This window comes from Oceanobacillus arenosus, from assembly GCF_003369575.1.
GTDB lineage: Bacteria > Bacillota > Bacilli > Bacillales > Amphibacillaceae > Oceanobacillus > Oceanobacillus arenosus.
This window is the reverse complement of the sequence record NZ_PIOC01000023.1, coordinates 124,005-148,747: the sequence shown is the minus strand read 5'-3', so window position 1 is coordinate 148,747 and position 24,743 is coordinate 124,005. Positions and strand designations below refer to the sequence as shown.

Genomic DNA, 24,743 nt, shown 5'->3' with positions numbered 1-24,743 from the left:
CTTTCACCTCTCTAATTACCAATGACGATTCAAATTCTTGTAATACCAAAACTTGCCATTCTTTCGTAGATCATTTATTTTATTTCGAATGGTCTTTTCGGTTTTTCCCAAGGAATATTGCATAGAACGTGCGCCATCGTAATCAATAAATTTACAAAGATACTCCAATTCTTCTTCTGCCCATAACTTGCCATGAGCAAAATGAAAATCTGGGTTATAATTTATTCTTCCATCATCGTCGTACTCAATCGGATGCATTAGGACCACCCTTGCCCCGGATTCTCTACTTCTACGTTCAAAGTTGCTAAAGCGACAATTAATTCACGCTGTGATTTACCTTCTACTTTCGTGTAACCCAGCTCTTTTAAACGAGCGATGATGTTATTATTCATGAGGTCTTGAATGGTATCTTTTGCTTTCATCCCTAGCCCCTCCTAGTCCTTCATATAGTAATCCGATACAAATCCGTCTGCAGCTAAAGGTAATCCAGGAGCCCAATCAATTGGAGCGCCCATAATTTCGTAAACTCTTTCTAAGTCTGCTTTATCCCTTGGTACGTCCAGCACAACTTCATCATGGATGTGCATAATCGTTTGATATCCTGCTTTTGCTATTCGCTCTAAACTGACAGCTAAACAATCCCTGGCAATGGCTTGTACAACGTTCTCCGTAAACTTACCGCCGTAGGAAGATATCTTTTCAAACTTCCTGGTAGTCTGGTTCATGCCCCAGTAATAGATTGCTTCTTTTCCAAAGTCATTCTCTGCAAGAAATGGTTTTACGTAATACAACTTCCGACCACTAGGCAATGTAATCGTGAGGAAATCTAAGCCTTTACTGATATCACTTTCTCTAGCGATGATTAAACCTTTTATACCTGTAGGTTGCCCTGTTCTCATGACGGATAGCGCAGCGTTTTCTAATGAATACCAAAGGTCCACAATTCGCTTATTAGCAGATCGCCAACGCTTCACGATATCCGGAAGTTCTTCCTCTGTTAAACCCATGTTTAAAGCTCCCATGGATATTAATGCACCACTTCCGCCCTGGTATCCTAAAGCAAGTTCCGACACTTTACCTTTCTGCCTTAACTCGTATTCCGGGTTACCTTTCTTAATCAGTTCAATTGGAACACCAAACATTTGAGATGCAGAAGCTTCATAAATTTTCCCGTGAGTCTTGAATACATCCAGTCGCCATTGTTCTCCTGAAAGCCAAGCGATTACTCTTGCTTCAATAGCTGAAAAGTCGGATATCAGTAACAGATTCCCTTCACTTGGAATAAAAGCCGTTCTGATTAGCTGAGATAAAGTATCCGGCACGTTACCATAGACAAACTTCAAAGCGTCTGCTTTCTTCTCACGTACAAGTTCTCTAGCGAGTCCTAGAGTATCTAGGTAATTTCTCGGAAGATTTTGAACTTGAACCAAACGACCTGCCCATCTCCCAGTACGATTAGCCCCGTAAAACTGTAATAACCCTCTCACTCGGTTATCCTCGCCCACTGCTTCTTCCATCGCTACATACTTCTTGATACTTGTTTTTGAAAGTTCCAGCCTTATTTCAAGCGCCCGCTTAACCTCGCCCTCTGTTTCAGCGACAAGAGCTTCCACGGTTGCTTTCTGCATGTTATCGACTTCTACACCTTGCTTAGCCAACCAATCTCTTAATTGAGCTGCGCTGTTAGGATTTTCAAGACCAGTTATTTTAATAGCTTCTTCTGTTAATTGAGCAGATGAAATATCATTTATGTAAAGCGCCCCGTCAATTAACTCCCGATCTACTTTTACGCCGTAAGCATTAATTTGTTGGTCAAGCTCCCAAAGCTTTTGTTCACTTTCAGGAACTGGAAAACTAGATAATTTATTTTCAATTTCTTTTTCTACTTCAACGTCCTGGATGCAATACTCTTTGAAAACTTCCCACTTCTCCGGTTCATGATGTGGAAGTGTTCTTGTACGGTTGCCGTTTTTCTTTGTTGGATTGGTAGGCGTACAGAACAGCTTGATTAATGATTTACCGACTGTCATTTTACGTTTATCCTGTGGTAATCCTATTGCATTGGCAGTTGGACCTAGCCCAGCAGTATAACCGCAATACATTCCATGAAGCATCGTATCTCTCCAAGATGATAGGGGAGTGTTATAAAATTTACTTAAGGAAAACCATTCAAAAGCAGCATTATAAGCGTGCTTGGTTATATTCGGATCGGACAAGGCATATATTATTTTTAAAGGAAGTTCTTCACCTTGAGCCAAATCAATAATTTCAGTTGGTCCATTATTTACCGAGTAGGCAAACAGTAAAATTTCAAAGTCCGGAGACTGTACATATTTATACAGTCCCGACTTTAATAGGTTTACAGATGAATAAGTTTCAATATCGATATTTAATGACCGAATCATAAACCATACACGCCGCCATTGATTGGGGCACCTGTAATTGGGTCAAATTGTTGTTGCTGCGGTTGCCCTTGTGGTTGAGCTCCTAATGGAGTACCTTCCCAAGGATTACCTGGTTGTGCAGGCGGCGCTTGTTGGTATTGCGGTTGTTGCACCGGTGGCTGTTGTCCATAGTTAGGTTGTTGGCCATAATTCGGTTGTTGCGCTGGCGGTACTTGTTGATATTGCGGTTGCTGAGGTGCAGGTTGACCATAACCTTGTTGCGGTTGTGCTGGACCGAAGTCTGAATCGGCAGCTGGAGCACTAGCACCTAATGGCTCGCCATCGCGTGTTTTCTGTACATTCGTGCTAATATAAACACCAACACCCTTTTTACCTGAGAACGAATAAGGATTAAAGTTGACTGCGATTTTTCCGTACATGCCACTATAAACTTCCGTCGGATCAATAATCGGATTAAGGTTTGCATCAACAACTTTCGGCGGGTAATCTAACCCAGTTGTTGCAGTAAACACCCAATGACCTTTGCACTCTGGTCCAAATTCAGTACCATCGGAAGGTTTCACGCCATCCCCATCATGTACTGGAATTGCTACAACCGGAGGAATGATACCGTTCCAATTACCAGATTTACCTTTTTGTTTCGCTGCTTCAATAGCTGCATCAATGCGTTGCTTTGTTTGAACATCTGTTTTTGGTACTAGAATAGTTGCACTGTATTTTTCATTACCGAATTGATCCTCACGAGGTTTTAACAAACTTACAAAACTGAAACGAACTTCCCCTGTTACGATACGAGTATTATTTTCCATTGATAAATCTCTCCTTTTTGATTAAAGTAATTTAAAATTATTTTTCTAGTTGTTTTATTTATGAAATCCACTACTTCGCTCTCTTTATCTAAAGGGAACAAATCCCAAAACCATTTTAGGCATTCAGAAGGTGGAAGTTCCCAGTCATCATGCTCTGCTGGATTCCAATCTATAATGCTCTCATCGAATAAAAACTGTACAAAAATTTGATAGTTAGGTGATTTGATCATTATTTAAAATCATCCTCTGCACTGACTTCATTTGTAACTGCTTTACGCTTGTCCGATGCTTTTGCAAGCGTTGGTTTCCCTGTAGTCTTTACAACAAGCCCTGGCTCTTCAAGCAACGTTCTGTACTCTGCTTTACCTAATTCTTTTTCTAGTTTAGGAACAGTTAATGGAACTCTTTCATACAGAACAGCTTCATCGATGTTATTGGCTTTTAAATGTTCAAAAGCTTTATCAATATCTGTGTAATTCCGTGAACCTCTTCCCTCAACTGCTTTCCATCCTGCTATATCATTACCTTTCAAACTTTCTGTTAGCGCGTAATCTTTCAAAGCTTTTACCCAGGATTCAATAGCAAGTCCCTTTTCAAGAATCGCCCCTACTTCATCGTTACTGATAAGAGGCGGTTTCATCTGCTTAAAATCATCGAGTGCTGTGTACTGATCTGCTCTAGCTCTGCAGGTTGCTTTTGCTTTACAGAACTTACAATGTTCTCCTGGAACAAATTCGCCCTCACCTTTAAATGCTTGCTCTGCTAAAGGTTTAACTGATTCTCCCCAAGCAAGGAGATCATCAAGGCTAATCTCGAATTCTGAAATACTATCAAGTCTAGGTTGTACGATTGATAGATGAACCTTTTTGAAAGAATACAAGAATCCATATTCTAAATATGCACCCAACGCATATAATTTCATTTGAGGGTTGTCCTCCGCTGAAACGGCAACACCTTTTCCATATTTTAAATCATTTACATACAACGTATCTCCGCCGATGATAATGCAGTCAGCTGTACCAAACCCTTCAGGAACATAAGCTGTAAAATCAACACGCTTTTCAACAGCTACATAAGGAGTGGTTTTCATGCCAAGCGTGATTTCTTTTAAATAGTCCAGATATGTCTCGGTATGCTTTAGCATTTCCTCCTGGAAGAGCTCTTTCTTTTTTAGCTTGTTCAAACGAGTATTAAAAGTTCGTTGCGTCAAAGGCTCTGTAAAATGCTTACGCAGCTTTAACTCTGCAATTTCGTGTGCAAGAGTACCTTCCTCAGCAAAGACTGAAGTTGAATCAGGAAACTGTTCTTCTAGCCTTGCAGATGGAGTACAAGCAAGCCATCTACTAGAAGCACTAGCCGAAAGAAGTGCGTGCGACCTTTCTGCATGATTTATTGCTTCGGTCATAGCTTTGCACCTAATTCTCGTAATCTAGTAGCGAATGCCCCAAATTGCTCCTGCGGTAATGCAGTAAGTGCCTGTACATTGAATTGACCAAGTAGACCAATTAATTCATCACGCTTACCAGCATCCATTAATTGAGTAGCAGCAACTGCAAGCTGATCTATTGTATAAACAGGATTGGTAGTAGGTACCGCCTGTTGTACTGGAGCTTGTTGAGCTACAGGTACCGGATGTTGCACTGGTGTTTGTTGAATCGGCTCAGGTTGCTGTACTGGTGCTTGCTGTTGAACCGGTTGTTGCGGCGCTTGTTGAACTGGTGCTTGCTGAGCAGGTTGCGCTTCTATAATTGCTGCAGCTTGTCCTCCATCAATATTTACTGGCATTTCGTAATTTGCTAAAACCTGGGCAAGTGTATGAATAGCACCTTCTAGACCTGGTGCTTCTATTTTTAATGTAATTTCCATTTTTTATATTTCCCCTCTCGTGATATACTGAATTTACATACATTCCTGACGGGCCACTCTGCAAAGTGGTCTTTTTACATATTGATGACTAGTACAATTAATGATGCGATGATTAGTGCACCAATGAAGCTTCCTTTGGTCAATCGTTTCCCACCTCCTTAAATTGATTCAATTGGATCAAGCAATATTGTTCCTCTGAAGAAACCATGTGCTTTGTGCTTGTCCCACTCTTCTTCCGTATACTGGAACGACCATTTGTTACCGTAATTCATGAACATCGTTTCTCTAGCTTCGACCAAATCTTTTGCTAAAATCGGTTGGCAATGACCATCTAACGGTTGCCCTGCTCCAAATGTGAAGTAGTAGAGTTTTTTATCCATCTTTTCTCACCTCCTTAAAAGGCTTAGTCAAACTGCGAACTAATAAATGCTTGCTGGTTTTACCTCTAAAGCCCACTTACGACCTTCAGTTGTATTTAACCAATCTTCAATTTTTGCTGTTTGATTGACACGTTTTACTCCTGCTAATTCTTTAAGATCATTTAGAGGCAAGTATTTATGCCCTTGACCATGAATAGATACCTCGTAGATACCTGTTGTTTTGCCTTTTCGCTTGTTGGTCATGTAAGCACAACACTTGATTCTGCGGTCAATAACGACCTTCCAACCACATTTACAACTACGAGTAAACACTTCATCTTGAATAATTAATGCGCCTTGTGAGGGTTCGCCACCCACTTTGTCATTCCCACATTCAGGACAAACTCCATATTTTTTCGTTAGTTCCATTGACTCATATACATTCATTGCCAATCCCCTTTCTTTACTTCGTAACAATCAAAGCAACAATCGGAAATGCATAAACAAACACAACTGCTAGCACTATATAAAACCAATTCGACTCGGCAATACGTTTCATCGCCTTAGCCTTTCCAACAGTTCGTCCTGCTTCTGCCTACCCTCAATTTGTTTGAGAATCAACCAGGCAGTGTCGCATAGCTCCTTAGTAGCTTTCAACTTCTCCAATTTTTCTAAGCTTTGAGCAACCTTACGATGTTGATCGGCTGCTTCTCCAAATTCTCCCTGAGCGACAAGATTCAAAGCGCTAATAAAGTTAGCATCGTATTTATCTAATTCTGATTTGGCTTGTTCCTGATCCTTTTCAAGAAACATTGTTAACTTAGTCATTGGGATACCTCCTTCTCAATTTTGTAACGAGGTTACCTCCTTGTTTAATGACCTCACGGGTGTACTGAGTATTCAGTTCTTTATCTCTAATCCCCCACCCGTTACCGTTATTAAGTAACTCGCTTAGACCTTCTGGTACTTTGATTTCATGACCTTCCAAGCTAATGCTTGTTATTTTTAAATTCACTTCACCACCTCATATAGTTTCTACTTAGAAACCTTTTGATTAAAAAAAAACTTTTCTGCGCTGATACTTAGATGGTTACAAATCTTAATAATCTCTTGGACCTTAAAATCTTTTTCTCGTTGTCCATTTAGGATTAAATTGAATCTATTCCTATCCATTTCTAATAGGTCAGCAATCTCTTGTTGCTTAATACCTTTTTCGACTAGGTACCCTTTAAACTTGTTATATCCAGGCAATTTCTCACCTTCTTTCTTCTGTTAGTTTCTAATTAGAAACCCTTGGTGTACTCTTATAATAGAGCAACTAAGTTTCTAAGTCAACAACTTTTATCGTCTTTTTAACAATAGTTGTTGCTATATAGAAACACTTCCTATATAATAGCGTTATAAAATATTATTTTTGGTAGAGGGAGATAGATAGAAGTGGGCGATTTCAGTTCAAATTTAAAGAGGTTAAGAAAGTCTAAAAATATGTCTCTGGAAGAATTGGCAAAGGATATTAATTTAAAATATGATACTAAATTTAGTAAGGGCATGCTTTCAAAATACGAAAACGGCAAAACTGCGACGAATGTTTCTGCAAATGTTTTGGCCTCATACTTTGAAGTGTCTTTAGACGATTTGTTAGGATTAAACGTAAATGAAGAAATACATATTCCTACCGATTTAATTCCTATAGTAGGTACTATCGCAGCAGGCACGCCGATTTTTGCTGAAGAAAACCTATTAGGGTATGCTCCAGGTTTACCAATGATGAGTTTAGCTGATAGAAACGTGTTTTATTTGAAAGTAAAGGGCGAAAGCATGAATCGTGAATTTGCGAATGAAAGCTTTGTGTTAATTGATCGCGATGTAGAAGCTGAAAATGGAGACATTGCAGCGGTATTGGTAAACGGAGACGAAGCAACAGTTAAAAAAATAAACGTCAAAGACAACTTATTAACTTTAATACCGATGAGTACTGACGAATCTTATTATCCCGAAATAATTAACTTAGAAAAAACAGAAGTAACGATTATCGGTAAAGTTATCGGCGCATTTAAACAATACTAAGGAGGGAGTAAAAATGAAAGCAGCGCTTTACATAAGGGTTTCTACCCGTGAACAAATTGAAAATTATAGTATCCCATCGCAAAAAGAAAAACTTGAAGCTTATTGTAAATCAAAAGGATGGGAAATATACGATTTTTACATAGATGGAGGTTTCAGTGGATCCAATACAGATCGTCCGGACCTACAAAGAATGATAAGCGATATTAAAGAAATCGACGTAGTTATGGTGTATAAATTAGACAGACTATCAAGATCTCAAAAAGATACGCTAGAATTAATAGAGGATACGTTTCTTAAAAATAATGTTGAGTTCGTCTCCTTAACAGAAACACTGGACACATCATCCCCATTTGGGCGAGCGATGATAGGTATTCTGTCAGTATTTGCGCAACTGGAACGTGAAAACATTGCTGAACGTATGAGAAACGGGCACATTAAACGAGCAGAAGATGGATATAGGGGTATGGGCGGCGATTACGACCCTGCTGGCTACGCTAGGGTAGATGGGGAACTAGTAACAAAACCAGATGAAAAAAAGCACGTGCAGCTTGCTTTTGACCTGTACGAACGATATCACTCTATTACTAAGGTACAAAAAGAATTAAAATTACTAGGGTACAATGTGTGGCGGTTTAGACGATACAGGGATATATTGGCTAATAGATTATATGTAGGGTATGTAAGCTTCGCTGGTGAACACTACAAAGGCAGGCATGAAGCGTTTATAGCTGAAGAACAATATGATCGAGTACAAGCGTTATTGGAAATGCATAAAGGAGCCAATGCCCAAAAAGCGAAAGAAAGCCTACTGGCAGGCCTTATCACTTGTAGTTGCTGTGGTGAGAAATTTGTTACATATACTACAACTGATAGGCGGAAAGATAAAGTTTATAAATATAGATATTACCTATGCAAAGCCAGAAGATTCCCAATCGAATACGGTCATAAATGCACAAATAAAAACTGGAATTCAAAAAAGCTTGAAGAAATTATTATTAAAGAAATACAATTTTTGTCAATAGGTAAGAAAAACGGGACACCTAAAATAAAAAAAGTAAATTACGAAGTTCAAATTAAAAAAGTTACCGAAAAGATCGAACGTGTACTTGGATTATATGCGGAAGGAACTATCCCGAAACAGACTCTCGATAAGCAAATTGAAATTTACAACACAGAGAAAGATGAAATATTAAAAAGGCAAAAAGAAAACTCCGCCGCGCAAAATGTAATTTCAGATGAAGAAATAGATAATCTTGTAACCAATTTAACAAAATCTGATTTTCCTACAAAACGAGCTGCTATTCAGAAACTTGTGAAACAGATTAGTATCAACGGGGAAGATATAGATATTTCCTGGAATTTTTAATGCTTCTTTCTACGTATTCATGTTTGGCTATTCAAACGGCCCACGTAAGGAGTTCATCCTCCTGATTCATTATCGCCTGCACCATTCGTGTAGCTGCTTTTTGTTGTGCAACAGTCAGTTCTCCTTCCCAAGTGCTCGGTGTTTCATGTTGTATCCACGGGGCTTTTGGGCCATTCCATTCAAAGAGTGGTTCACATTCAAGTATGCGTCCCATTTCGATACATTTACGACAATAGAGATGGGTTTTCTTACATTGGTAGCATGGAATCGGTGCAAATAAACTTGACTTCTGATTACCACAGCGCATACATAGATGCGAAAAGTTTTTCTTAATAATTGATTTGACTGGGATGAATAGTTTTGCTTCAAGCAGCTGTTGAAAATAATCATCCTGGAGTGGGATTTCTTTCCGTAAGAGGAGTTTTCCTGAAAATAAAAAGGAGAGTTTATCTAGTTGAAGGTTTTCAGGAAGTGGTTGGTTTCCATACATCTTGTCACTTCCATTCTATTTATTAGACTTATTTTTAATTGCTAGTTGCATGTTACCTATTTAGATAAAGTGCGGACTAACTTAGGATGATATTTTGCTACCTAATCCACCGCTCCAAAAATACACTTCGCTTTCCGCGGGGAGCTGGTGAGCCTCTTTGTGCTATCGCACTTCAGAGTCTCACCTAGGCTCTTCTTCCCGCAGGAGTCTTCGTGTATTTTTTCCGCTGGGGGTAGTGCAGAATCTAGCGTCAAAAGAATGACAAAACCACTGACTATCGACGTCGATTGTAGCAAAATACTGGAGACCCTCGTACGAATAGTAACTGTTGGCAAAATCTAAAATTACAATTGTCACTAGTCCGCACTTTACATCAACTTATCACTATTATCTATTTCAAAAAAACTACGCTACATAACAAGAACTAGGTAACTACATCCATGCATTGAAGGTGTCATATAAATATTGTTCTACTTTTGATACCATACGACTCCGAGTGAGCCTTCCCCTAAATGGGTTCCGATGACTGGGCCAAAGTAGTTGATTGACGTGTCACTCTTAGGGTACTTTTCGATAAACGCATCACGTAACTCTATGGCACCTTGCTTATTATTGGCGTGGATAAATGATACACTTAACTCGTTTCCTTTTGCTGCGTCTTCCTCAAGCATGCCCATGATTCTATTCAGGGCCTTTTTCGTTGTGCGGATTTTTTCAAATGGAACAATTACTTTATCAACAAAATGCAGGATTGGTTTTACTTGCAAAAGACTTCCAACAATTGCTTGCGCACCATTGAGTCGACCACCGCGATGAAGATTGCTAAGGTCCTCAACCATAAAGTATGCGCGCATACTCTGTTTCATTTCATCAAGTCTTGCAAGAATTTCTTCGGAAGTTTTATTTTCCTTTGCCATTTTTGCAGCTTCAAGTACGTAGAATCCTAGTCCCATGCAGCTAAGTTCAGAATCATAGGGATACACCTTAATGCCTTCTACCATGCTTCCAGCAGTAATAACTGCTTGATATGTACCACTGATCCCACTGGAAATATGAATGGCAATTACTGCATCATAATCTGTCGCAAGCGCTTCAAGCTTTGTTGTTATTAGCCCTATGGATGGTTGTGAAGTCGTTGGCAATTCCTTCACTTCTTTAATCTTTTGATAAAATTCTTCATACTTAATATCAATTTCTTCTTCATAAGATGTGCCTTCGAACACAACGCTTAGTGGAACCATATGAATATTGAGCTCTTCCATTATATCGACTGGAAGATAGGCCGTACTATCTGTCATCACAGCAATTTTCATCGAATACCTTCACTCCTCTACGTAAAAATTGCCCTTTTTACTTATTATTAAGGGAATATATTAGTTCGCCTATATTTTACATGATAATGCCAAAAAAAGCATTCCTAGGTAATTTCGTTTACAAAAAAAAAATTACTCCAATACTATCAAAGCTATTGAAGTAATTTAATATTAGTCGAATTTAAGTTTTAGATAACCTCTACCCAACCCTTTTTAATCGCTGAGACAACCGCTTGTGTACGGTCATTAACATTCATTTTTTGTAAAATATTACTTACATGGTTTTTCACCGTTTTTTCACTTATATATAATGTTTCTGCGACTGCACGGTTACTCTTACCATCTGCAAGTAGTTGAAGCACTTGGCATTCGCGTTTTGTCAGTAAGTGCAGTGGCTTGCGGTATTCGATACCATGGTCGACACTATTATTCATTGCACTTTCTTTTGCAAGACGGCGATATTCTTGAACGAGATTATGTGTTACTTTCGGATGTAAATATGAGCCGCCCTCACTCACTACTTTAATTGCTTCAATCAATGAATCGGAATCCATTTCTTTTAAAAGATAGCCCTGTGCACCTGTTTTTAGTGCATGTGTCACATAACTTTCATCATCATGGATCGATAAGATAATCACTTTAGTATTAGGGAAATACCGAACAAGATCTGCAGTTGCTTGCACACCATTCATATTCGGCATATTAATATCCATTAACACAACATCTGGGTTATTTTCTTTTACTAATTTGGAAGCCTCTGTCCCATCTTCCCCTTCTGCAACTACATCAAAAGTAGGTTCGAACTCTAGTATGCGTTTTACCCCTTCACGAAACAATTTATGATCATCAATTAAAACAACGCGAATACGTTTTTCTTCATTCATTGCTTTATTCCTCCCTGGTTCTTTTCATTATATATTCTCTATTTTATATACAGTGATGAAGATTGTTCGAAACTAAATCATTAATATACATGCATCTATTTTTTATTATACACGTTATACTGGCTTATATGGAACTTGAATTTTAATTGTCGTCCCTTTTCCAATGACGGAATCGATTGATAGACTGCCATCCAACATTTCCACCCGTTCCTTCATGCCAATTAATCCAAATGATTTTTCATTCTTTATTTTTGGATCAAACCCTTTTCCATTATCCTTAATTAACATTGTCAGGCTATTTCTTCGGATTTCCAATTTTACTTGAATCAATCCTGCTTCTGCATGCTTAATTGCATTCTGAACGGATTCCTGAACGAGTCGAAAGAAGGCGATTTCGTACTTTTGATTTAATCTTGTTTCTTCGCCAATTACAACAAAATCAATTTTTAAATTGTTATAATCGGCAGTGTTCGCAATATATTTCTTAATTGTCGGTACAAGCCCGAGATCATCAAGTGCCATTGGTCTTAAATCATAAATAATTCTTCTTACTTCATATAATGACGAACGAATCATCTTACGAATACTTTTTATTTCGGCTAACGCTTCTTCAGCGTCGCCTTTACGATAAGACCGCTCAATGAGCTCAGAGCGAAGCAAGATATTCGCGAGCATTTGCGCCGGACCATCATGAATTTCTCTAGAAATCTTCCGCCGTTCTTCTTCCTGGGCCTCGATAATTTCCAAACCAAATGCCTGTTTTTCCTTCGCATTTTCAATCATTTCATTTACTTGTTTAAAATCATCCTGTAAATAGGTTAAGATAACAGAAACCTTACTCGCTAAACTCTCCGCTCGTTCAATTGTCTTTGATAGATTAATGAGTCTGCGTTCCAAGTCATCGCGTTTTTCGCGTAAGATTTGTTCTTCCTGACGCAGCATTGCTAGCTTTGTTTGCATCTTATGTGTTTTCTCGTATACATCGCGAATCTGATCCTCGGTATATCGATCAAAGTACTTGCTCACTTCTGCTAACCGTTGCCTTGAAAAGTAGACTTTCTGCTCAAGCTGATCGCCATTTTCAATATGTCTTAGTACTTTCTCTTTTGTTACTTTTAGCTCTGCCACAAGCTGTTCATGTTCTTTACGAGCTCCTTCGCTTATGTAGAATATCTCATCTTTACTATTTTCAACAACATCGATCATTTCTTCAATGACATGGTCTAATGCTTTCTCACTAGTTTTAACAGCCATCATATCCCACCAACCTATGTTATAATTATACGTATATTTTATCTACTTTTGTAGGGTCTTTACCCTTTTCTAGGAAATTCTACCCTTATTATCGAAAATATTGTTTCAGTGTTAGAAAACTAGATTACACCAATTATCATGTCCGATTAGGAGGAGAAAATCAAGATGTTATCTGCTTACTTTACTGTAAAAAAGGAAGGTAACGACGAGCAAATGATTCGGAAGTCCCGTTTTATCGGTTATGTCAAACGAGTGGAAACGGAAGAGGCTGCACAGGATTTCATTCAGGAAATAAAGAAGAAACATCATGACGCCACCCACAATTGCTCTGCCTACATTATCGGTGAGCATGATCAAATTCAAAAAGCAAATGATGACGGTGAACCTAGCGGAACTGCTGGAGTGCCAATCTTAGAAGTATTGAAGAAGCAGCATTTAAAGGATACCGCCGTCGTGATAACTAGGTATTTCGGTGGTATTAAACTTGGCGCTGGAGGATTAATCCGCGCTTACGGTGGAACAACCTCGCTCGCAATAAAAACAACAGGCATTGTGAAACGTCAAAGAATGCGAGGGTACTCGATAACGGTCGATTATGGACTACTGGGAAAGTTAGAAAATGTGTTACGTAATTCTGAATTTATTCTTGAAGATATTCATTATCTCGAAAATGTGGAATTTATTGTATTTGTTAAAGAGGGTGAAGATCAAGGCTTCCAAGATTGGATCGTTGACCTTACGAATGATCAAGCAATTATCGCAGCGACTGAAGGAAAATACATCGAGATTGAAGTTGAATCAACTGAAGAAGAAATAGAGTAAATGTTAGAAAGCCCATTATATTCGAAATTGGGCTTTCACTTTAATTCATGATTGAGACTGCACATGACCTCGTAACGCGCTATTCGTCGTAAGTTCCGAGATAAGCTTCTGAATTAATTCTTCAGTAGACTTAATTTTGTCATTTTCCGTCTCATCAATAACTTTCTTTAATAGTCGTTTATATGCTTCCTGTTCCCCCATTAGGTCCCCGCCTCCACCATAGTTTACATCCAAAGCAAAAAATTAGTAAACGTAACTGCTTCCAAGCCATTGAAGTGCATCAATGCATGTGATTATAGCACAAAATGATAGATCACGTTGTCGAAATTTATCGAAACTATCCATTTTATATTATATATTTATATTCTATCAAAACTTTCGTTACCCTATCTGTTTTTATGTCGCTTTCTGCGATTTTCTCCTTCTCCACCATCGAATTGCAACTATAAGCAGAACAGCAAATGCCGCGCCGATACTATCAATTACAACGTCACCAGCATATGATGTTCGATTCGGTGTAAAACCTTGATGAATTTCATCTAGGATAGCATATGCAACTGTTAACAGAAATGAATACATCATTTGCCAATGAAATACAAGTCCAATCGTTTTCCTAATTGCAAGGTAAAATAAGCATACCAATAGGAAAAATACTGTGACATGCGCACCTTTCCGAATAAAGAATTCGATGAATCCATCCACGCCCAGCACATCAACACTTACGAGACTATTATGATATGTGAAGCTTATCCAACCGAGTATCGGCTGTAAAAAGGAAAGATCCAAAAAATTTCCTAATAAAGGTTTGATATCCTGATTTTCATAAGGTGTTCCCGACGAGTAATAAATGACACTCATCCAACCTAAAGGCAATAGCCAGTACCAATATTTTCGCATCTTACACCAATCTTTTTATAAATTTTATCGTAACTATCTTTTTAGAAAACTTGGTTGCACTTATGTAGTAAGAAAGTCATTATACTTTCTTAACTACTTAGAATAAGATAGTAACCCTACATGCAGTATTCACATACAGTCAAAAGCCGCCGGAACCTCATGCCTCGGCGGCTTATAATTATCATTATTCGTTAATTATCATGATTTTTTCGCCATTTATTGAATTCTAAGTACTCTTTAAATTGCTCTTTTGTAACCCCAGATTTCATTGCATCTTTCACGATTTTTAACCATTCATCATCTAACTCTGCCGAATCTGTAGAATCATTATCATTAATTAAGTCGTTTACAGATACACCTAACACACTACTAATCTTCTCGATAAATTGGATCGATGGATTTGATTGGAGGTTTCGCTCAATTGAACTTAAATATGATTTTGCTACACCAGCTCGTTCAGCAAGTTCAGATATTGATAGTTTTTTTTCTTGGCGTAATTTTTTGATTTTTTCACCTATCAAATCGTCTCACCCACTCTCATTGCGAATTATACCATAAAATAAGTGGGTAATTCTAAAAATAACATTACAAATTTGTAATATCATGCTTTTTCTCTGTCATCATCTAGAAAGAGGCGAATTTCTTCAATGGTTATGCCCAACACTTTTGCTTCTTGAATAAGTGAAATCCATTCATAATCTAACACAATATCCTCTATTGTATTCACCACATTCCATCCCCCAATTATCTTTCAGACAATCCAGCCACCATAGCACTTCGCTTTAGATCTGTGATTTTGCGTCCCAATTTTTCAATCGGTTTGCCTTTAACTGAATGTTTCTTATTATCTTAAGACTATTATACTATAATAAGCAGTTCTAATGTCTGACTAGTTTTGTCGCATATTAACTAGTTTTGTAGTTCGTTCTGGGTCTTTTTTCCCTTTTTATGATAAAAGCATTCGTCTACCTATATTCAGGGTGCAATTACTGATATTGGTGGTTATCTTTGGATGTGAAATCTTATTTCAAGTTGCCATTTTTAGAAAACTTGGTTGTCACCAAGCCTTTTGGTGACAGCCTTAGTTGCACTTATGTAGTGAGAAAGTCGTTATACTTTCTTACCTACCAATGAAAAATACTGTTCTTAAAGAAATAATCCCCCCTAAATGATTATCCAATTTACCTTCTGAAAATACATATTCGCCCAAATGTTCTTATTAAGTTCCTTAATATTCGTTATAAAGAACATTTTAGATAAGTATATGCTATTTTTCCCAAATTAGGAAACCTTAAAAACAGCCATAAAGATAATAATAAGACTCGTTTACTTTAATTTACGTTCCTTTTCTTCTAATATCTGGAAATTCTATATTCTTTTAAACATTTTTTTGGTTCTGTTATTGTGGATTAATCAACCGTTGGCACATAAATAAATCTGACAATTCAACCTTACATTTCACAAAATTTGATAGACTATTGTGCTTAATTCAGCTATAATTTAGCCATGGTTAGCTATTATCATCCACAATTCGCCCTATTTTTAAGGCGATGAGTAACTATAGAGGAGAATTCATGTGGTTTCTAGAGCAGATAAAAGACATAATAAGAAAAAGCGCAAATGGCCCTATTGGGTCGGTGGAATTATTCTGGCAATATTATTAATCGGTGGAGGCTTCGCTGCTTACATTTGGAATGAACTTGGAAATACAATTGAAACGATGCACAGCCCATTAACAAGAGATGATGATCCGGAAAGACAAAAACAAATCCAATCGATTTTTAAGGATAACGAATCCGTCAACGTATTGCTTCTTGGTGTTGATGAACGGTCTGGTGATAGAGGACGCTCGGATACTATGATACTATTATCACTAAATCCGAAGACAAATTCGATGACGATGCTTAGCATCCCGAGAGATACTTATGTAAATATTCCAGGTCGTGGTATGGATAAGATTAATCATGCCTATGCATTTGGCGGAACAGAATTATCCGTTCAAACTGTCGAGGAAGCATTTGATCTTCCTGTCCATGTATATGCCCGCGTTAATATGGAAGGATTCCAACAAGGGGTTGACGCACTAGGTGGAATTACTGTAAACAATAGCCTAGCATTTTCTCAAGGAACATCAGCCTTCCCTGAAGGAGAAATTCGATTAAATGGGGAAGAAGCACTCGATTATATTCGGATGCGTAAAGAGGATCCCCGCGGTGACCTAGGTAGAAATGAACGACAAAGAAATGTGATTACCGCAGCAATGAAAGAAGGAGCAAGCTTCAGCAGTATCACTAAAATTGGTGAGATTCTAAACATCCTAGGCGGAAATGTACAAACAGACTTAGACATGGAAAAGATACAAACCTTGTTCACTAGTTACCGTAACACCGGCAGTAACGTAACCACTTTAGAAATTAACGGTGCAGGTCAAACTATGAATGGCGTTTGGTATTATGTTGTACCTGATTCAGAATTTACTCGAATCCATGATGAAGTAGCTGCACATATGGAGGCAAACTAAAATACGAACAACTTGACACAGTCACACTATTTAACAAAATGGTGTGACTGTTTTTATCATTAGGTCGGATTTTAAGATGGGATGAATTTTCAAAGATAAAATATTACTATCGTATCCAAAACATTATATTATTATTGGAAAATGATATAATATATGGGACAAGACTGGGGGTAATTAGATGAAAAAATGGCTCGTATTATTTATTCTACTTTTATTTGTTTTAGTTGGATGTTCAAAGGAGCAAGTGACACCAAATGAACGTTTTGAAGCATATGTAGCGAATTGGAATGTGCTTGATATGAAAGAAATGTATAACCTTTTCTCAGCTGAAGCAAAGGAAGCATATCCTTCAGAACAATCTGTTGAGCGCCAACAAAAAATATACGATGATCTTCAAGTATCCGATATTGCCGTATCCTATGAGGCATTGGATGAGAAGAATCTGAAAATAGCAATGGACGAGGGAAAAGCCACTATACCATTTACGGTTAAAATGGAAACCGTTGCAGGACCAATTTCATTTGATTATGATGCAACCCTTGTACAAGAAGGCGAAGAGGAGAAAAACTGGTTTGTACAATGGGATGCTGGCTTCATTTTTCCTGATTTAAAAGATGGTGGTGAGATTAACTTTCACACGACAACACCGGTTCGCGGCGAAATCCTTGATCGAAATCAAATGCCACTAGCATTGAATGATATTGTTTATGAGGTCGGCATCGTTCCTGAGAGACTTGGCGAAAATCCAGAAGCGAATAAAGAAAAAATCGCTAAAGCATTGAACATATCGATGGAATCGATTGATAAAGCATTAAGTGCTGGATGGGTTGAAGCGAATTTATTTGTTCCAATCAAACGGATTTATGATAAGGATTTATTACCCCAATTATTGCAAATAGATGGGATTAGCAGCCAGGAAGTTTCTGGGCGTGTCTACCCTGCAGGTGAAGCTGCCGCACATTTAGTTGGTTACGTCGGTCAAGTAACGGCTGAGGATTTGGAAAAGCATGAACCGGGAGTGTATAGTGCAAATGATGTGATTGGGAAACGTGGATTGGAGCAGTTATACGAAGACCGTCTTAAGGGAGAATCAGGAGTACAGATTACGATTTCTAAAGAGAATGAAGAAGATACCATTCTAGCAGAAAAGCCCGTAAAAAATGGGGAGAATGTTTCTGTCACCATCGATATTAATACCCAAGAAAAAGTGTATGCAAGTTATGATGGCGATTCCGGCACAACTGCAGCAATTAATCCAAAAACGGGAGAAACATTGGCACTGGTAAGCAGTCCTTCCTTTGATCCGAATGAAATCCTATATGGCACAACTAGCAACATGTGGGAAACATTACAAAACGACCCAAAAAATCCATTACTCAATCGTTTCTCGGCAACTTATGCCCCTGGTTCAGTAATTAAACCGGTAACCGCTAGTATCGGCCTGCAAAATGGCACGATTATACCTGATGAAGGAATTGAAATTAACGGATTAACATGGAGTAATGGCTCAGGATGGGGAGATTATAAGGTGCGAAGAGTTTCTACTTCAAATGGACCTGTCGATTTACAGGACTCTCTCGTTCGATCCGATAATATTTATTATGCAATGAAAGCAATCGAGATGGGAAGCGATGCATTTGTGGCAGGGATGGAGCAATTCGGTTTTAGCGATCCATTACCTTATGAGTATCCGATTACCGCTTCATCTGTATCTACAAGTGGAACCATAGAGGATGAGGTACAGCTCGCAAATTCAGGCTATGGACAAGGACAGTTAGAAGTAAGCGCCCTTCATATTGCTTCCACCTATACAACATTTTTAAATGTTGGAAATATGATCAAACCAACGCTTTTAACAACCGAGGAAACAGGACAAATTTGGCAGAAAGGTTTAATTACAGCAGATCAAGCAAACGTAATCCAAGAAGCATTACGAGCAGTTGTAACTGAACCTAATGGGACAGCACATAAAGCAAATGATGCAGACTTTCCTATCGCCGGAAAAACAGGAACAGCTGAATTGAAGCTAACGAGCGAGCAAGGTGGTCCAGAGAATAGCTGGTTCGTAGCCTACCCTTATGATTCACAAGAAATATTGGTCGCAATGATGATTGAAGAAACCCAGGAAAAAGGAAGCAGCTATATCGTTGAAAAAATGAAGAATCTTTTAACGGAAATAAAATAACTAATTAGAAAAAGATGAATGGGACAAAAGTGTTTTAGTCCAAAAAGAATCCGAACGATGATTCCAAATCCTTCCGTTAGAATTTGGATTCGTTCGGATTTTTCTTTAGTAGATAGCACTTCCGGTAATCATCCACCCTGGAGTTGAGCCTCTTACTAATGTACTACCCTCTTTTATGCAAAGATATTCCTCATCTAATGATGCTAGCGTTAGATGATTGCAACCTTATTAAAGCATCGCACGCTTGTTTTTCAGCCAATCGATTAATTCTCTTTCATTTAAAAACACCTGTTCAGCACCGAGTCCTCTGCCAATTTGTGTCACATGGGGCTGTTCTAAATAAGCTTCTTTTAATAATTCCGCTTCAGCAAATACTTCTCTCGTTTCACCATCTAATAAGATTTGCCCTTCTTTCATTACAATAGTCCGTTCAAACACCTCTGCAACGAAGTCCATATCATGGAGAATCGAAAGAACTAACTTTCCTTGTGCACGTAAATGATTGATTATCGCTTTTATTCTTTCTTTCCCTTGGTAATCCTGACCCATTGTCGGTTCATCAAAAATAACAATCGGCGTATCCATCGCGAGGATGGAAGCAATGCTAATCATCTTTCGTTCGTATAAATTTAAATCGTAGGGATTCACTTGTTCCAATCCTTTTAAACCTACCGCTTCAAGTGCTAAATCTGCCTGAATATTTGCCTCTTTCTCCGTAAAGCCAATCATTAATGGACCATATTTCACTTCATCCATTACATTGCTTTTAAAAATCTGGTCGTTTGGATTTTGAAATACGAGTCCAATCTGATTTGCTAGTTTTGCTGCTGTTATTTCCTTTGTATTGATAGAGTTTATTAAAATATCCCCTTTTACCGGTTTTAATAATCCTTTAAATAGCTTTACTAAAGTTGTCTTTCCTGCTCCATTTTGACCAATAATCGCTGTGGATTTTCCCTTAAAATGGAGATCAATCTGCTTTAATATTTTCTGGTTTTGATGATAGCCAAAATGGAGTCCACGCACATTAATTTCCGCCATCATTTATCACCCACATTCCATTGTTGCATTAGATCTTTCATTGTTACTGGATAAAACCCTGCTTGAGTTTTCGGTTTTACCGCTTTAGCAATTCTGGTATAAACAGGTGGTGCGATGCCATACTCTAGAATATCATCCCGGGAAAATACTTCCTCGGGAGAACCAAAGGCTATCTGTTTCCCTTTATGTAACAATAAAATTTTCGAGGCATACTCTGCAAGTTTCTCCAATTTATGTTCCGCCATTATGATGGTAATCCCCGATTTTGCAAGTTTTGTAATGACCTGAAAGACTTCGTCAGACCCCTTTGGATCAAGCTGTGATGTTGGTTCATCCAAGACGATTACATCTGGTTTCATTGCAAGTACACTAGCAATTGCGACTCGTTGCATTTGCCCACCAGATAAATCATAGGGATTTTTATTTTGCAAATGCTCAATGTCCATCAATCGTAAACTTTCATCTATACGAATCCGCATTTCTTCACGTTCTACTCCAGAATTCTCTAATCCAAAGGCGATTTCCTCATATACTGTCGTTTTCGATCCTGTCATTTGCGAGAATGGCTGATCGAATACGAGTCCCACTTTTCTGGTCACATCACTAATTTCATCTAAATCATCAATTAAGATAGTGCCACCATATGCGCCCTTAAAGAAATTGGGTACAAGCCCTGTTAATGCATAGCAAAGGGTTGATTTTCCAGCAGTATTCTCACCGATAATTCCAATAAACGCTCCCTTTTCCACTTCAAAGTTTAAATTATCCAGTACCAATTTATCCATATCTGGATAACGATATTTCAAACCCTCTACACGAATTTTACTCATCCAACAATCCTCCAAACAATTGCAGCAATCAATAGGGTTACAAGTACACACTTAATAAATTTCGGGTAGAAATACGATTTTTCCTCAATTAAAAAAGTCTTCTTTCCTTTTGAACTAAACCCTCTTACTTCAAGAGCAATCGCTCTTTCCTTCGTCATATTTAATGAACTTAGCACAACAGGACCAATTAATGGGAAGAATGCCTTTATTCTTATCATAAGGCTTCCTTCCGTTTCCATTCCCCGTGAACGCTGTGCATCCGTGATTTTCCCTAAAGTTGCACGCATTTGTGGGATGAGCTGAAATACAGAAAGAAATACGTAACTGATTTTAGGCGACATTCCTTGCTTCATTAGGGATTCCATTAAATCGTCAGGTTTTGTTGTCAAAATTAGCACACCAAAAGCAGCAAGCATATTAAACACACGTAATGTAATTAAAAATGCGAAGGTAAGTCCCTCTTGATAAAAAACAATCGATCCAATTGTTAGCAATGGCGTTTCGTTGGTTGGATGGGTTAGGCCTTGCACAATAATGATTGATAACAATAGTGTGAAACTAATGGCTAGTAATGGCACAATTTTTTTTAATACCCGAGCAACCATTAGCAATACGATGCTTATTAATAAAACGAAACATGTAATCGTAATAGATGAAAATAAATACGTCATAAAAATAGACACAAAAGCAAATAACAACTTCGATAATGGATCAATTTGACTGATCCATGATTTTCTTTGCGTATATAAGTGAATCGGTTCCAAAAAGAGTCCCTCATTTCAAACGAATTCGCCGACAAATTCCGTGAAAGAAAGAAGTATCCCACGGAATTTCGGTTGAATTTATAATTTCTCTATTTCATTATTATTTTTAAATAAATGAATTAAGTTTTTTGGTAAGCTTCGATAAATCAAATAGCCAATAAGTACGGTAATCACTTTATCCGGAACATCGACAACAACACTGTCACCAAATGAGGCAATCCATTGTGGCATTCCAATGCTAGCTAAATATAGGTAAAAGGCATCGCCCCAGATGTTGCCGGTTGTACCTTCCCAAAACATCATATTTAATGGTGTCGATACAATAGCAGCAAGCAATCCAACAACTAAACCAATTACAATTGCCTTACCAATGGAAGCAATCCACCCTTTATGCGCCATAATCCCTACCCCTAAACCAATAACAACACTTGTAACCGCATAGACAAACGAAATGGGGCTTAGGGTAAATCCATAAATAATATTATTTATGAGTCCAGTAAATGCACCAATTAATGGTCCTGCTAGCATACTAGAAATTACTGTCCCGATAGAATCAAGCCACAGCGGCAGCTTTAATGTCTCAATAATAACCTTGCCAAGATAATTAATAGCTACTGCAATTGGAATCAATGCAATAACAATAGTTGAAAAATTTAACGACCAAATTCCTTTATTCTTCATAATCCTAATTCCCCCTATTTAATAGTAACTAAAAACTTGTGAATTAATTCACATTACAAACTAATATATAGCACTTTCTACCCTTAATATCCCCCTTCGCAAAATTCATTATATATATAATATCGAAATTTTTATAATTTTACTAGAACAATATATCAAGATAAAAAAGAGAAAGCATTCAACCCTTTGCTCCCTCCATTTAGAATGATATCCAATCTTAACAAAGACACTTCTTTTCTATATAAAACGGTCGATAACTTATTCTATGCAGTGATGAGAATGGATAATCACAACGAAGCAATATATTATAGTAATTTTACCAATTCATTAAATGCTGCTTCATCTCGCTCATCTAAAGCCCGGTCAATCATTCTTATTATGTTCGCTTTCTCTAATTCCGCAATAATTAAAGCGGTTTCATTTTCCTGTTTTGCCTTTTCCACGTCTTCTTCTTGCTTAAAGTAGTACGATTCGGCAATCGAATCAAGTTGTTTTTGAAAATCAGGGAGTGTCAATAATTTGGCCATGGTGACATAGACAACTTTCTTCTCATTTTGGAAAGCAAACCTTGCATCAATATTTTCTACCTTTTTCGTTTTACGGTTGATCTTAATTTCATTTGCTTCAACGGGGATAAATTGATAAACCAATTCATCCATTACAATAGAAAAATACTGATACGCAAGCATTATGCGAACATAATTTTCATCTGCTTTAATGTAATATGGTTTAAGCATTTTTACGGTTACCATCCAATCCACCACCCTTTTTATGAAAATTATCTATTTTAATTTTCAGTTAACTAATTCTACATGATAATGATAAAAATTACAAGTATAAAGTGAAACTTCATAAAGTGGGGGTAATATCCGCCCCCACTTTATGTTAATTGAACAGAATAGCGATTTTGACTTTCTGTTGATACCCCACTTACAATTCTTGATTTTTCTTAAATTCTTGAAATGGGGGTCTTACAGCTAGTTAATTCGGGAGAAAATCTAAAAATATGTAGGGGCAGATCCTTTGATTAAGATCTACCCTTCGATTACTTTCCGGCTTTTTCTAGTATTGCTTCTACTGCTTCTTCAATATCCTTTTCAGTAAAGGACCATTGGCTTTCAAGTACATCTAGATATTCCCCTGCCTCTTTTAGTTTGTCGATTCCTTTTTTCATAAATGATTTATAATGCTGATTAACCTCATGAATTTCTGTTGCAAACCTTTCATCTGTTCCTGGTGTCACAGTTTCTTTGTATAAGTCTAGTATCGTTTCTCCTTCTCTGCTCGGGAAGAATTCATGTGGATCCGTGCTATCAAATATACAGAAATCCAATTCGCGAACAAGCACCATATCCAAACTATTTGGGTCAAAGCTGCAATGGTATAATTCAACATCAAATCCTTTTTGCTGGCAGGCATTTGCGATTTTCTTCATAAGGGTCGATTTCCCTGTGCCAGCGCGTCCCTTAATGTAGGTTACATTTTTTATATTGCTCGTTAAATGTGGCACCTCATTAACAACACCATCCGCCGTATTCGTGCCAAACAAGCGGTGATACGTATGTGCTTGTCTGTTCTGTATGGGTTGATTTTGCATCAGCTTTTCAATTAGCTCTTCCGTTAATTGATCACCAAGATTGAAGTTCATTTCTTTAATATAAATTGCTTCGAGGTCATCATGGATTTTAAGACCTGTTCTGAAATGATCATGTGCATCCTTCGTTAATGTATGAAATTTTTCCTTTGTATCATCGATAGAGGGACTATTTACAAATGCTGCATGTAAATTAATTTCGATTGCATTTGCAAGCGTTGATGTGACAATATTATCAATGATAATACCGATTGATTTTTCACGGATAATCATCCCGTCCAGATATTCACCACCTAAAGGGCTCTTTAATATTTCTATATCATGATCTGACGAATAAGTATCGATTAACTTCTTTATTACTGCTGTCTTTAAAGTGTTTGAATCATGCTTTAAAATGAAAACTTGGGTCAAATGCTCCATGTTTGTTTGCAAGTAATTCTTGAAACCTTCAGCAGTATTTCCAGTGACATAATAATATCGTTTTTTGGACATTGTGACACATCCTTTTTATTGGGCTAATGGTATTTTATGATTGTTTACCTTTATTGGTGAATTGTTCAAATTCTTGTACTTGATTAGTATATGTATGGATAAA

General features: G+C 37.6%; 29 protein-coding genes and 1 riboswitch. Of the genes, 5 read left to right on the top strand and 24 right to left on the bottom strand.

The window, feature by feature from the left end; genetic code table 11:
• Positions 1-15: 15 nt before the first annotated feature.
• The 10 genes from CWR48_RS15625 to CWR48_RS15585 form a co-directional block, all read right to left on the bottom strand.
• Positions 16-258 (bottom strand): DNA-entry nuclease, encoded by a 243-nt coding sequence (locus CWR48_RS15625; protein ID WP_115774253.1) that lies wholly within the window; start codon positions 256-258, stop codon positions 16-18.
• Complete coding sequence (locus tag CWR48_RS20480) at positions 258-422, bottom strand: hypothetical protein (protein WP_170140781.1); 165 nt, start codon at positions 420-422, stop codon at positions 258-260. Before CWR48_RS20480 ends, CWR48_RS15625 begins: the two co-directional genes overlap by 1 nt.
• A gap of 12 nt (positions 423-434) precedes the next feature.
• Positions 435-2,402 carry a DNA polymerase gene (locus CWR48_RS15620; RefSeq protein WP_115774292.1) on the bottom strand — a complete coding sequence of 656 codons (1,968 nt, stop codon included), beginning with the start codon at positions 2,400-2,402 and terminating at the stop codon, positions 435-437.
• A complete protein-coding gene (locus tag CWR48_RS21035) occupies positions 2,402-3,214 on the bottom strand; it encodes a DUF2815 family protein (RefSeq protein WP_115774252.1) in 813 nt (270 codons plus the stop codon). The genes CWR48_RS15620 and CWR48_RS21035 overlap by 1 nt, the downstream gene beginning before the upstream one ends.
• Positions 3,190-3,444 (bottom strand): hypothetical protein, encoded by a 255-nt coding sequence (locus CWR48_RS15610; RefSeq protein ID WP_115774251.1) that lies wholly within the window; start codon positions 3,442-3,444, stop codon positions 3,190-3,192. Before CWR48_RS15610 ends, CWR48_RS21035 begins: the two co-directional genes overlap by 25 nt.
• Entirely contained in the window at positions 3,444-4,619 is a 1,176-nt protein-coding gene (locus tag CWR48_RS15605) for a DUF2800 domain-containing protein (RefSeq protein WP_115774250.1), read from the bottom strand. Before CWR48_RS15605 ends, CWR48_RS15610 begins: the two co-directional genes overlap by 1 nt.
• Positions 4,616-5,080 carry a hypothetical protein gene (locus CWR48_RS15600; protein WP_115774249.1) on the bottom strand — a complete coding sequence of 155 codons (465 nt, stop codon included), beginning with the start codon at positions 5,078-5,080 and terminating at the stop codon, positions 4,616-4,618. Before CWR48_RS15600 ends, CWR48_RS15605 begins: the two co-directional genes overlap by 4 nt.
• Before the next feature lie 158 nt (positions 5,081-5,238).
• The gene (locus tag CWR48_RS15595; RefSeq protein WP_115774248.1) at positions 5,239-5,460 is read right to left on the bottom strand and encodes a hypothetical protein; all 222 of its coding nucleotides are present in this window, start codon (positions 5,458-5,460) and stop codon (positions 5,239-5,241) included.
• Between the two features lie 39 nt (positions 5,461-5,499).
• The gene (locus tag CWR48_RS15590; protein WP_115774247.1) at positions 5,500-5,886 is read right to left on the bottom strand and encodes a DUF3797 domain-containing protein; all 387 of its coding nucleotides are present in this window, start codon (positions 5,884-5,886) and stop codon (positions 5,500-5,502) included.
• Between the two features lie 108 nt (positions 5,887-5,994).
• Positions 5,995-6,267 carry a hypothetical protein gene (locus tag CWR48_RS15585; protein WP_115774246.1) on the bottom strand — a complete coding sequence of 91 codons (273 nt, stop codon included), beginning with the start codon at positions 6,265-6,267 and terminating at the stop codon, positions 5,995-5,997.
• Between the two features lie 609 nt (positions 6,268-6,876).
• On the opposite strand from CWR48_RS15585, the gene CWR48_RS15570 reads away from it, so the two are divergent.
• Positions 6,877-7,506 carry a helix-turn-helix domain-containing protein gene (locus tag CWR48_RS15570; protein ID WP_115774243.1) on the top strand — a complete coding sequence of 210 codons (630 nt, stop codon included), beginning with the start codon at positions 6,877-6,879 and terminating at the stop codon, positions 7,504-7,506.
• 13 nt (positions 7,507-7,519) lie between these two features.
• Positions 7,520-8,872 (top strand): recombinase family protein, encoded by a 1,353-nt coding sequence (locus CWR48_RS15565; protein WP_115774242.1) that lies wholly within the window; start codon positions 7,520-7,522, stop codon positions 8,870-8,872.
• A 31-nt stretch (positions 8,873-8,903) separates the two neighbouring features.
• On the opposite strand, the gene CWR48_RS15560 is transcribed toward CWR48_RS15565, so the two are convergent.
• The 4 genes from CWR48_RS15560 to CWR48_RS15545 form a co-directional block, all read right to left on the bottom strand.
• A complete protein-coding gene (locus CWR48_RS15560) occupies positions 8,904-9,362 on the bottom strand; it encodes a hypothetical protein (RefSeq protein ID WP_115774241.1) in 459 nt (152 codons plus the stop codon).
• Between the two features lie 470 nt (positions 9,363-9,832).
• Positions 9,833-10,675: a DegV family protein gene (locus tag CWR48_RS15555; protein WP_115774240.1), complete on the bottom strand. Its 843-nt coding sequence runs from the start codon at positions 10,673-10,675 to the stop codon at positions 9,833-9,835.
• Positions 10,676-10,863: 188 nt separating this feature from the next.
• Positions 10,864-11,559: a response regulator gene (locus CWR48_RS15550; protein WP_115774239.1), complete on the bottom strand. Its 696-nt coding sequence runs from the start codon at positions 11,557-11,559 to the stop codon at positions 10,864-10,866.
• Between the two features lie 114 nt (positions 11,560-11,673).
• Positions 11,674-12,813 carry a sensor histidine kinase gene (locus tag CWR48_RS15545; RefSeq protein ID WP_115774238.1) on the bottom strand — a complete coding sequence of 380 codons (1,140 nt, stop codon included), beginning with the start codon at positions 12,811-12,813 and terminating at the stop codon, positions 11,674-11,676.
• Between the two features lie 165 nt (positions 12,814-12,978).
• Between CWR48_RS15545 and CWR48_RS15540 the strand changes: the two genes are divergently transcribed.
• Positions 12,979-13,635, top strand: a complete 657-nt coding sequence (locus CWR48_RS15540) for a YigZ family protein (protein WP_115774237.1) — start codon at positions 12,979-12,981, stop codon at positions 13,633-13,635.
• A 45-nt stretch (positions 13,636-13,680) separates the two neighbouring features.
• On the opposite strand, the gene CWR48_RS20475 is transcribed toward CWR48_RS15540, so the two are convergent.
• From CWR48_RS20475 to CWR48_RS15525, 4 genes are all read right to left on the bottom strand, one after another.
• A complete protein-coding gene (locus CWR48_RS20475; protein ID WP_170140780.1) occupies positions 13,681-13,836 on the bottom strand; it encodes a hypothetical protein in 156 nt (51 codons plus the stop codon).
• A 195-nt stretch (positions 13,837-14,031) separates the two neighbouring features.
• Entirely contained in the window at positions 14,032-14,532 is a 501-nt protein-coding gene (locus CWR48_RS15535) for a VanZ family protein (RefSeq protein ID WP_115774236.1), read from the bottom strand.
• 191 nt (positions 14,533-14,723) lie between these two features.
• Positions 14,724-15,053, bottom strand: coding sequence for a helix-turn-helix domain-containing protein (locus tag CWR48_RS15530; protein ID WP_115774235.1), 330 nt, complete (start codon positions 15,051-15,053; stop codon positions 14,724-14,726).
• 80 nt (positions 15,054-15,133) lie between these two features.
• Complete coding sequence (locus tag CWR48_RS15525; protein ID WP_115774234.1) at positions 15,134-15,262, bottom strand: anti-repressor SinI family protein; 129 nt, start codon at positions 15,260-15,262, stop codon at positions 15,134-15,136.
• Positions 15,263-15,283: 21 nt separating this feature from the next.
• Positions 15,284-15,367: riboswitch (cyclic di-GMP riboswitch) on the bottom strand.
• 741 nt (positions 15,368-16,108) lie between these two features.
• On the opposite strand from CWR48_RS15525, the gene CWR48_RS15520 reads away from it, so the two are divergent.
• Together CWR48_RS15520 and CWR48_RS15515 are read left to right on the top strand one after the other, a co-directional pair.
• Positions 16,109-17,053, top strand: coding sequence for an LCP family glycopolymer transferase (locus CWR48_RS15520; RefSeq protein ID WP_115774233.1), 945 nt, complete (start codon positions 16,109-16,111; stop codon positions 17,051-17,053).
• Positions 17,054-17,231: 178 nt separating this feature from the next.
• Entirely contained in the window at positions 17,232-19,238 is a 2,007-nt protein-coding gene (locus tag CWR48_RS15515) for a penicillin-binding transpeptidase domain-containing protein (protein WP_115774232.1), read from the top strand.
• A gap of 228 nt (positions 19,239-19,466) precedes the next feature.
• Here CWR48_RS15515 and CWR48_RS15510 read toward each other — a convergent pair whose 3' ends face one another.
• The 6 genes from CWR48_RS15510 to CWR48_RS15485 all read right to left on the bottom strand — a co-directional run bounded on the left by CWR48_RS15510 (position 19,467) and on the right by CWR48_RS15485 (position 24,640).
• Complete coding sequence (locus CWR48_RS15510; RefSeq protein ID WP_170140779.1) at positions 19,467-20,282, bottom strand: energy-coupling factor ABC transporter ATP-binding protein; 816 nt, start codon at positions 20,280-20,282, stop codon at positions 19,467-19,469.
• On the bottom strand, positions 20,279-21,109 hold the full coding sequence (locus CWR48_RS15505; RefSeq protein WP_115774230.1) for an energy-coupling factor ABC transporter ATP-binding protein: 831 nt from the start codon (positions 21,107-21,109) through the stop codon (positions 20,279-20,281). Before CWR48_RS15505 ends, CWR48_RS15510 begins: the two co-directional genes overlap by 4 nt.
• Positions 21,106-21,873 (bottom strand): energy-coupling factor transporter transmembrane component T family protein, encoded by a 768-nt coding sequence (locus CWR48_RS15500; RefSeq protein ID WP_115774229.1) that lies wholly within the window; start codon positions 21,871-21,873, stop codon positions 21,106-21,108. The genes CWR48_RS15505 and CWR48_RS15500 overlap by 4 nt, the downstream gene beginning before the upstream one ends.
• 78 nt (positions 21,874-21,951) lie before the next feature.
• A complete protein-coding gene (locus CWR48_RS15495; RefSeq protein ID WP_115774228.1) occupies positions 21,952-22,554 on the bottom strand; it encodes an ECF transporter S component in 603 nt (200 codons plus the stop codon).
• A 305-nt stretch (positions 22,555-22,859) separates the two neighbouring features.
• Entirely contained in the window at positions 22,860-23,306 is a 447-nt protein-coding gene (locus tag CWR48_RS15490) for an IDEAL domain-containing protein (RefSeq protein WP_115774227.1), read from the bottom strand.
• 293 nt (positions 23,307-23,599) lie between these two features.
• Positions 23,600-24,640: an AAA family ATPase gene (locus CWR48_RS15485; RefSeq protein WP_115774226.1), complete on the bottom strand. Its 1,041-nt coding sequence runs from the start codon at positions 24,638-24,640 to the stop codon at positions 23,600-23,602.
• Positions 24,641-24,743 lie beyond the last annotated feature (103 nt).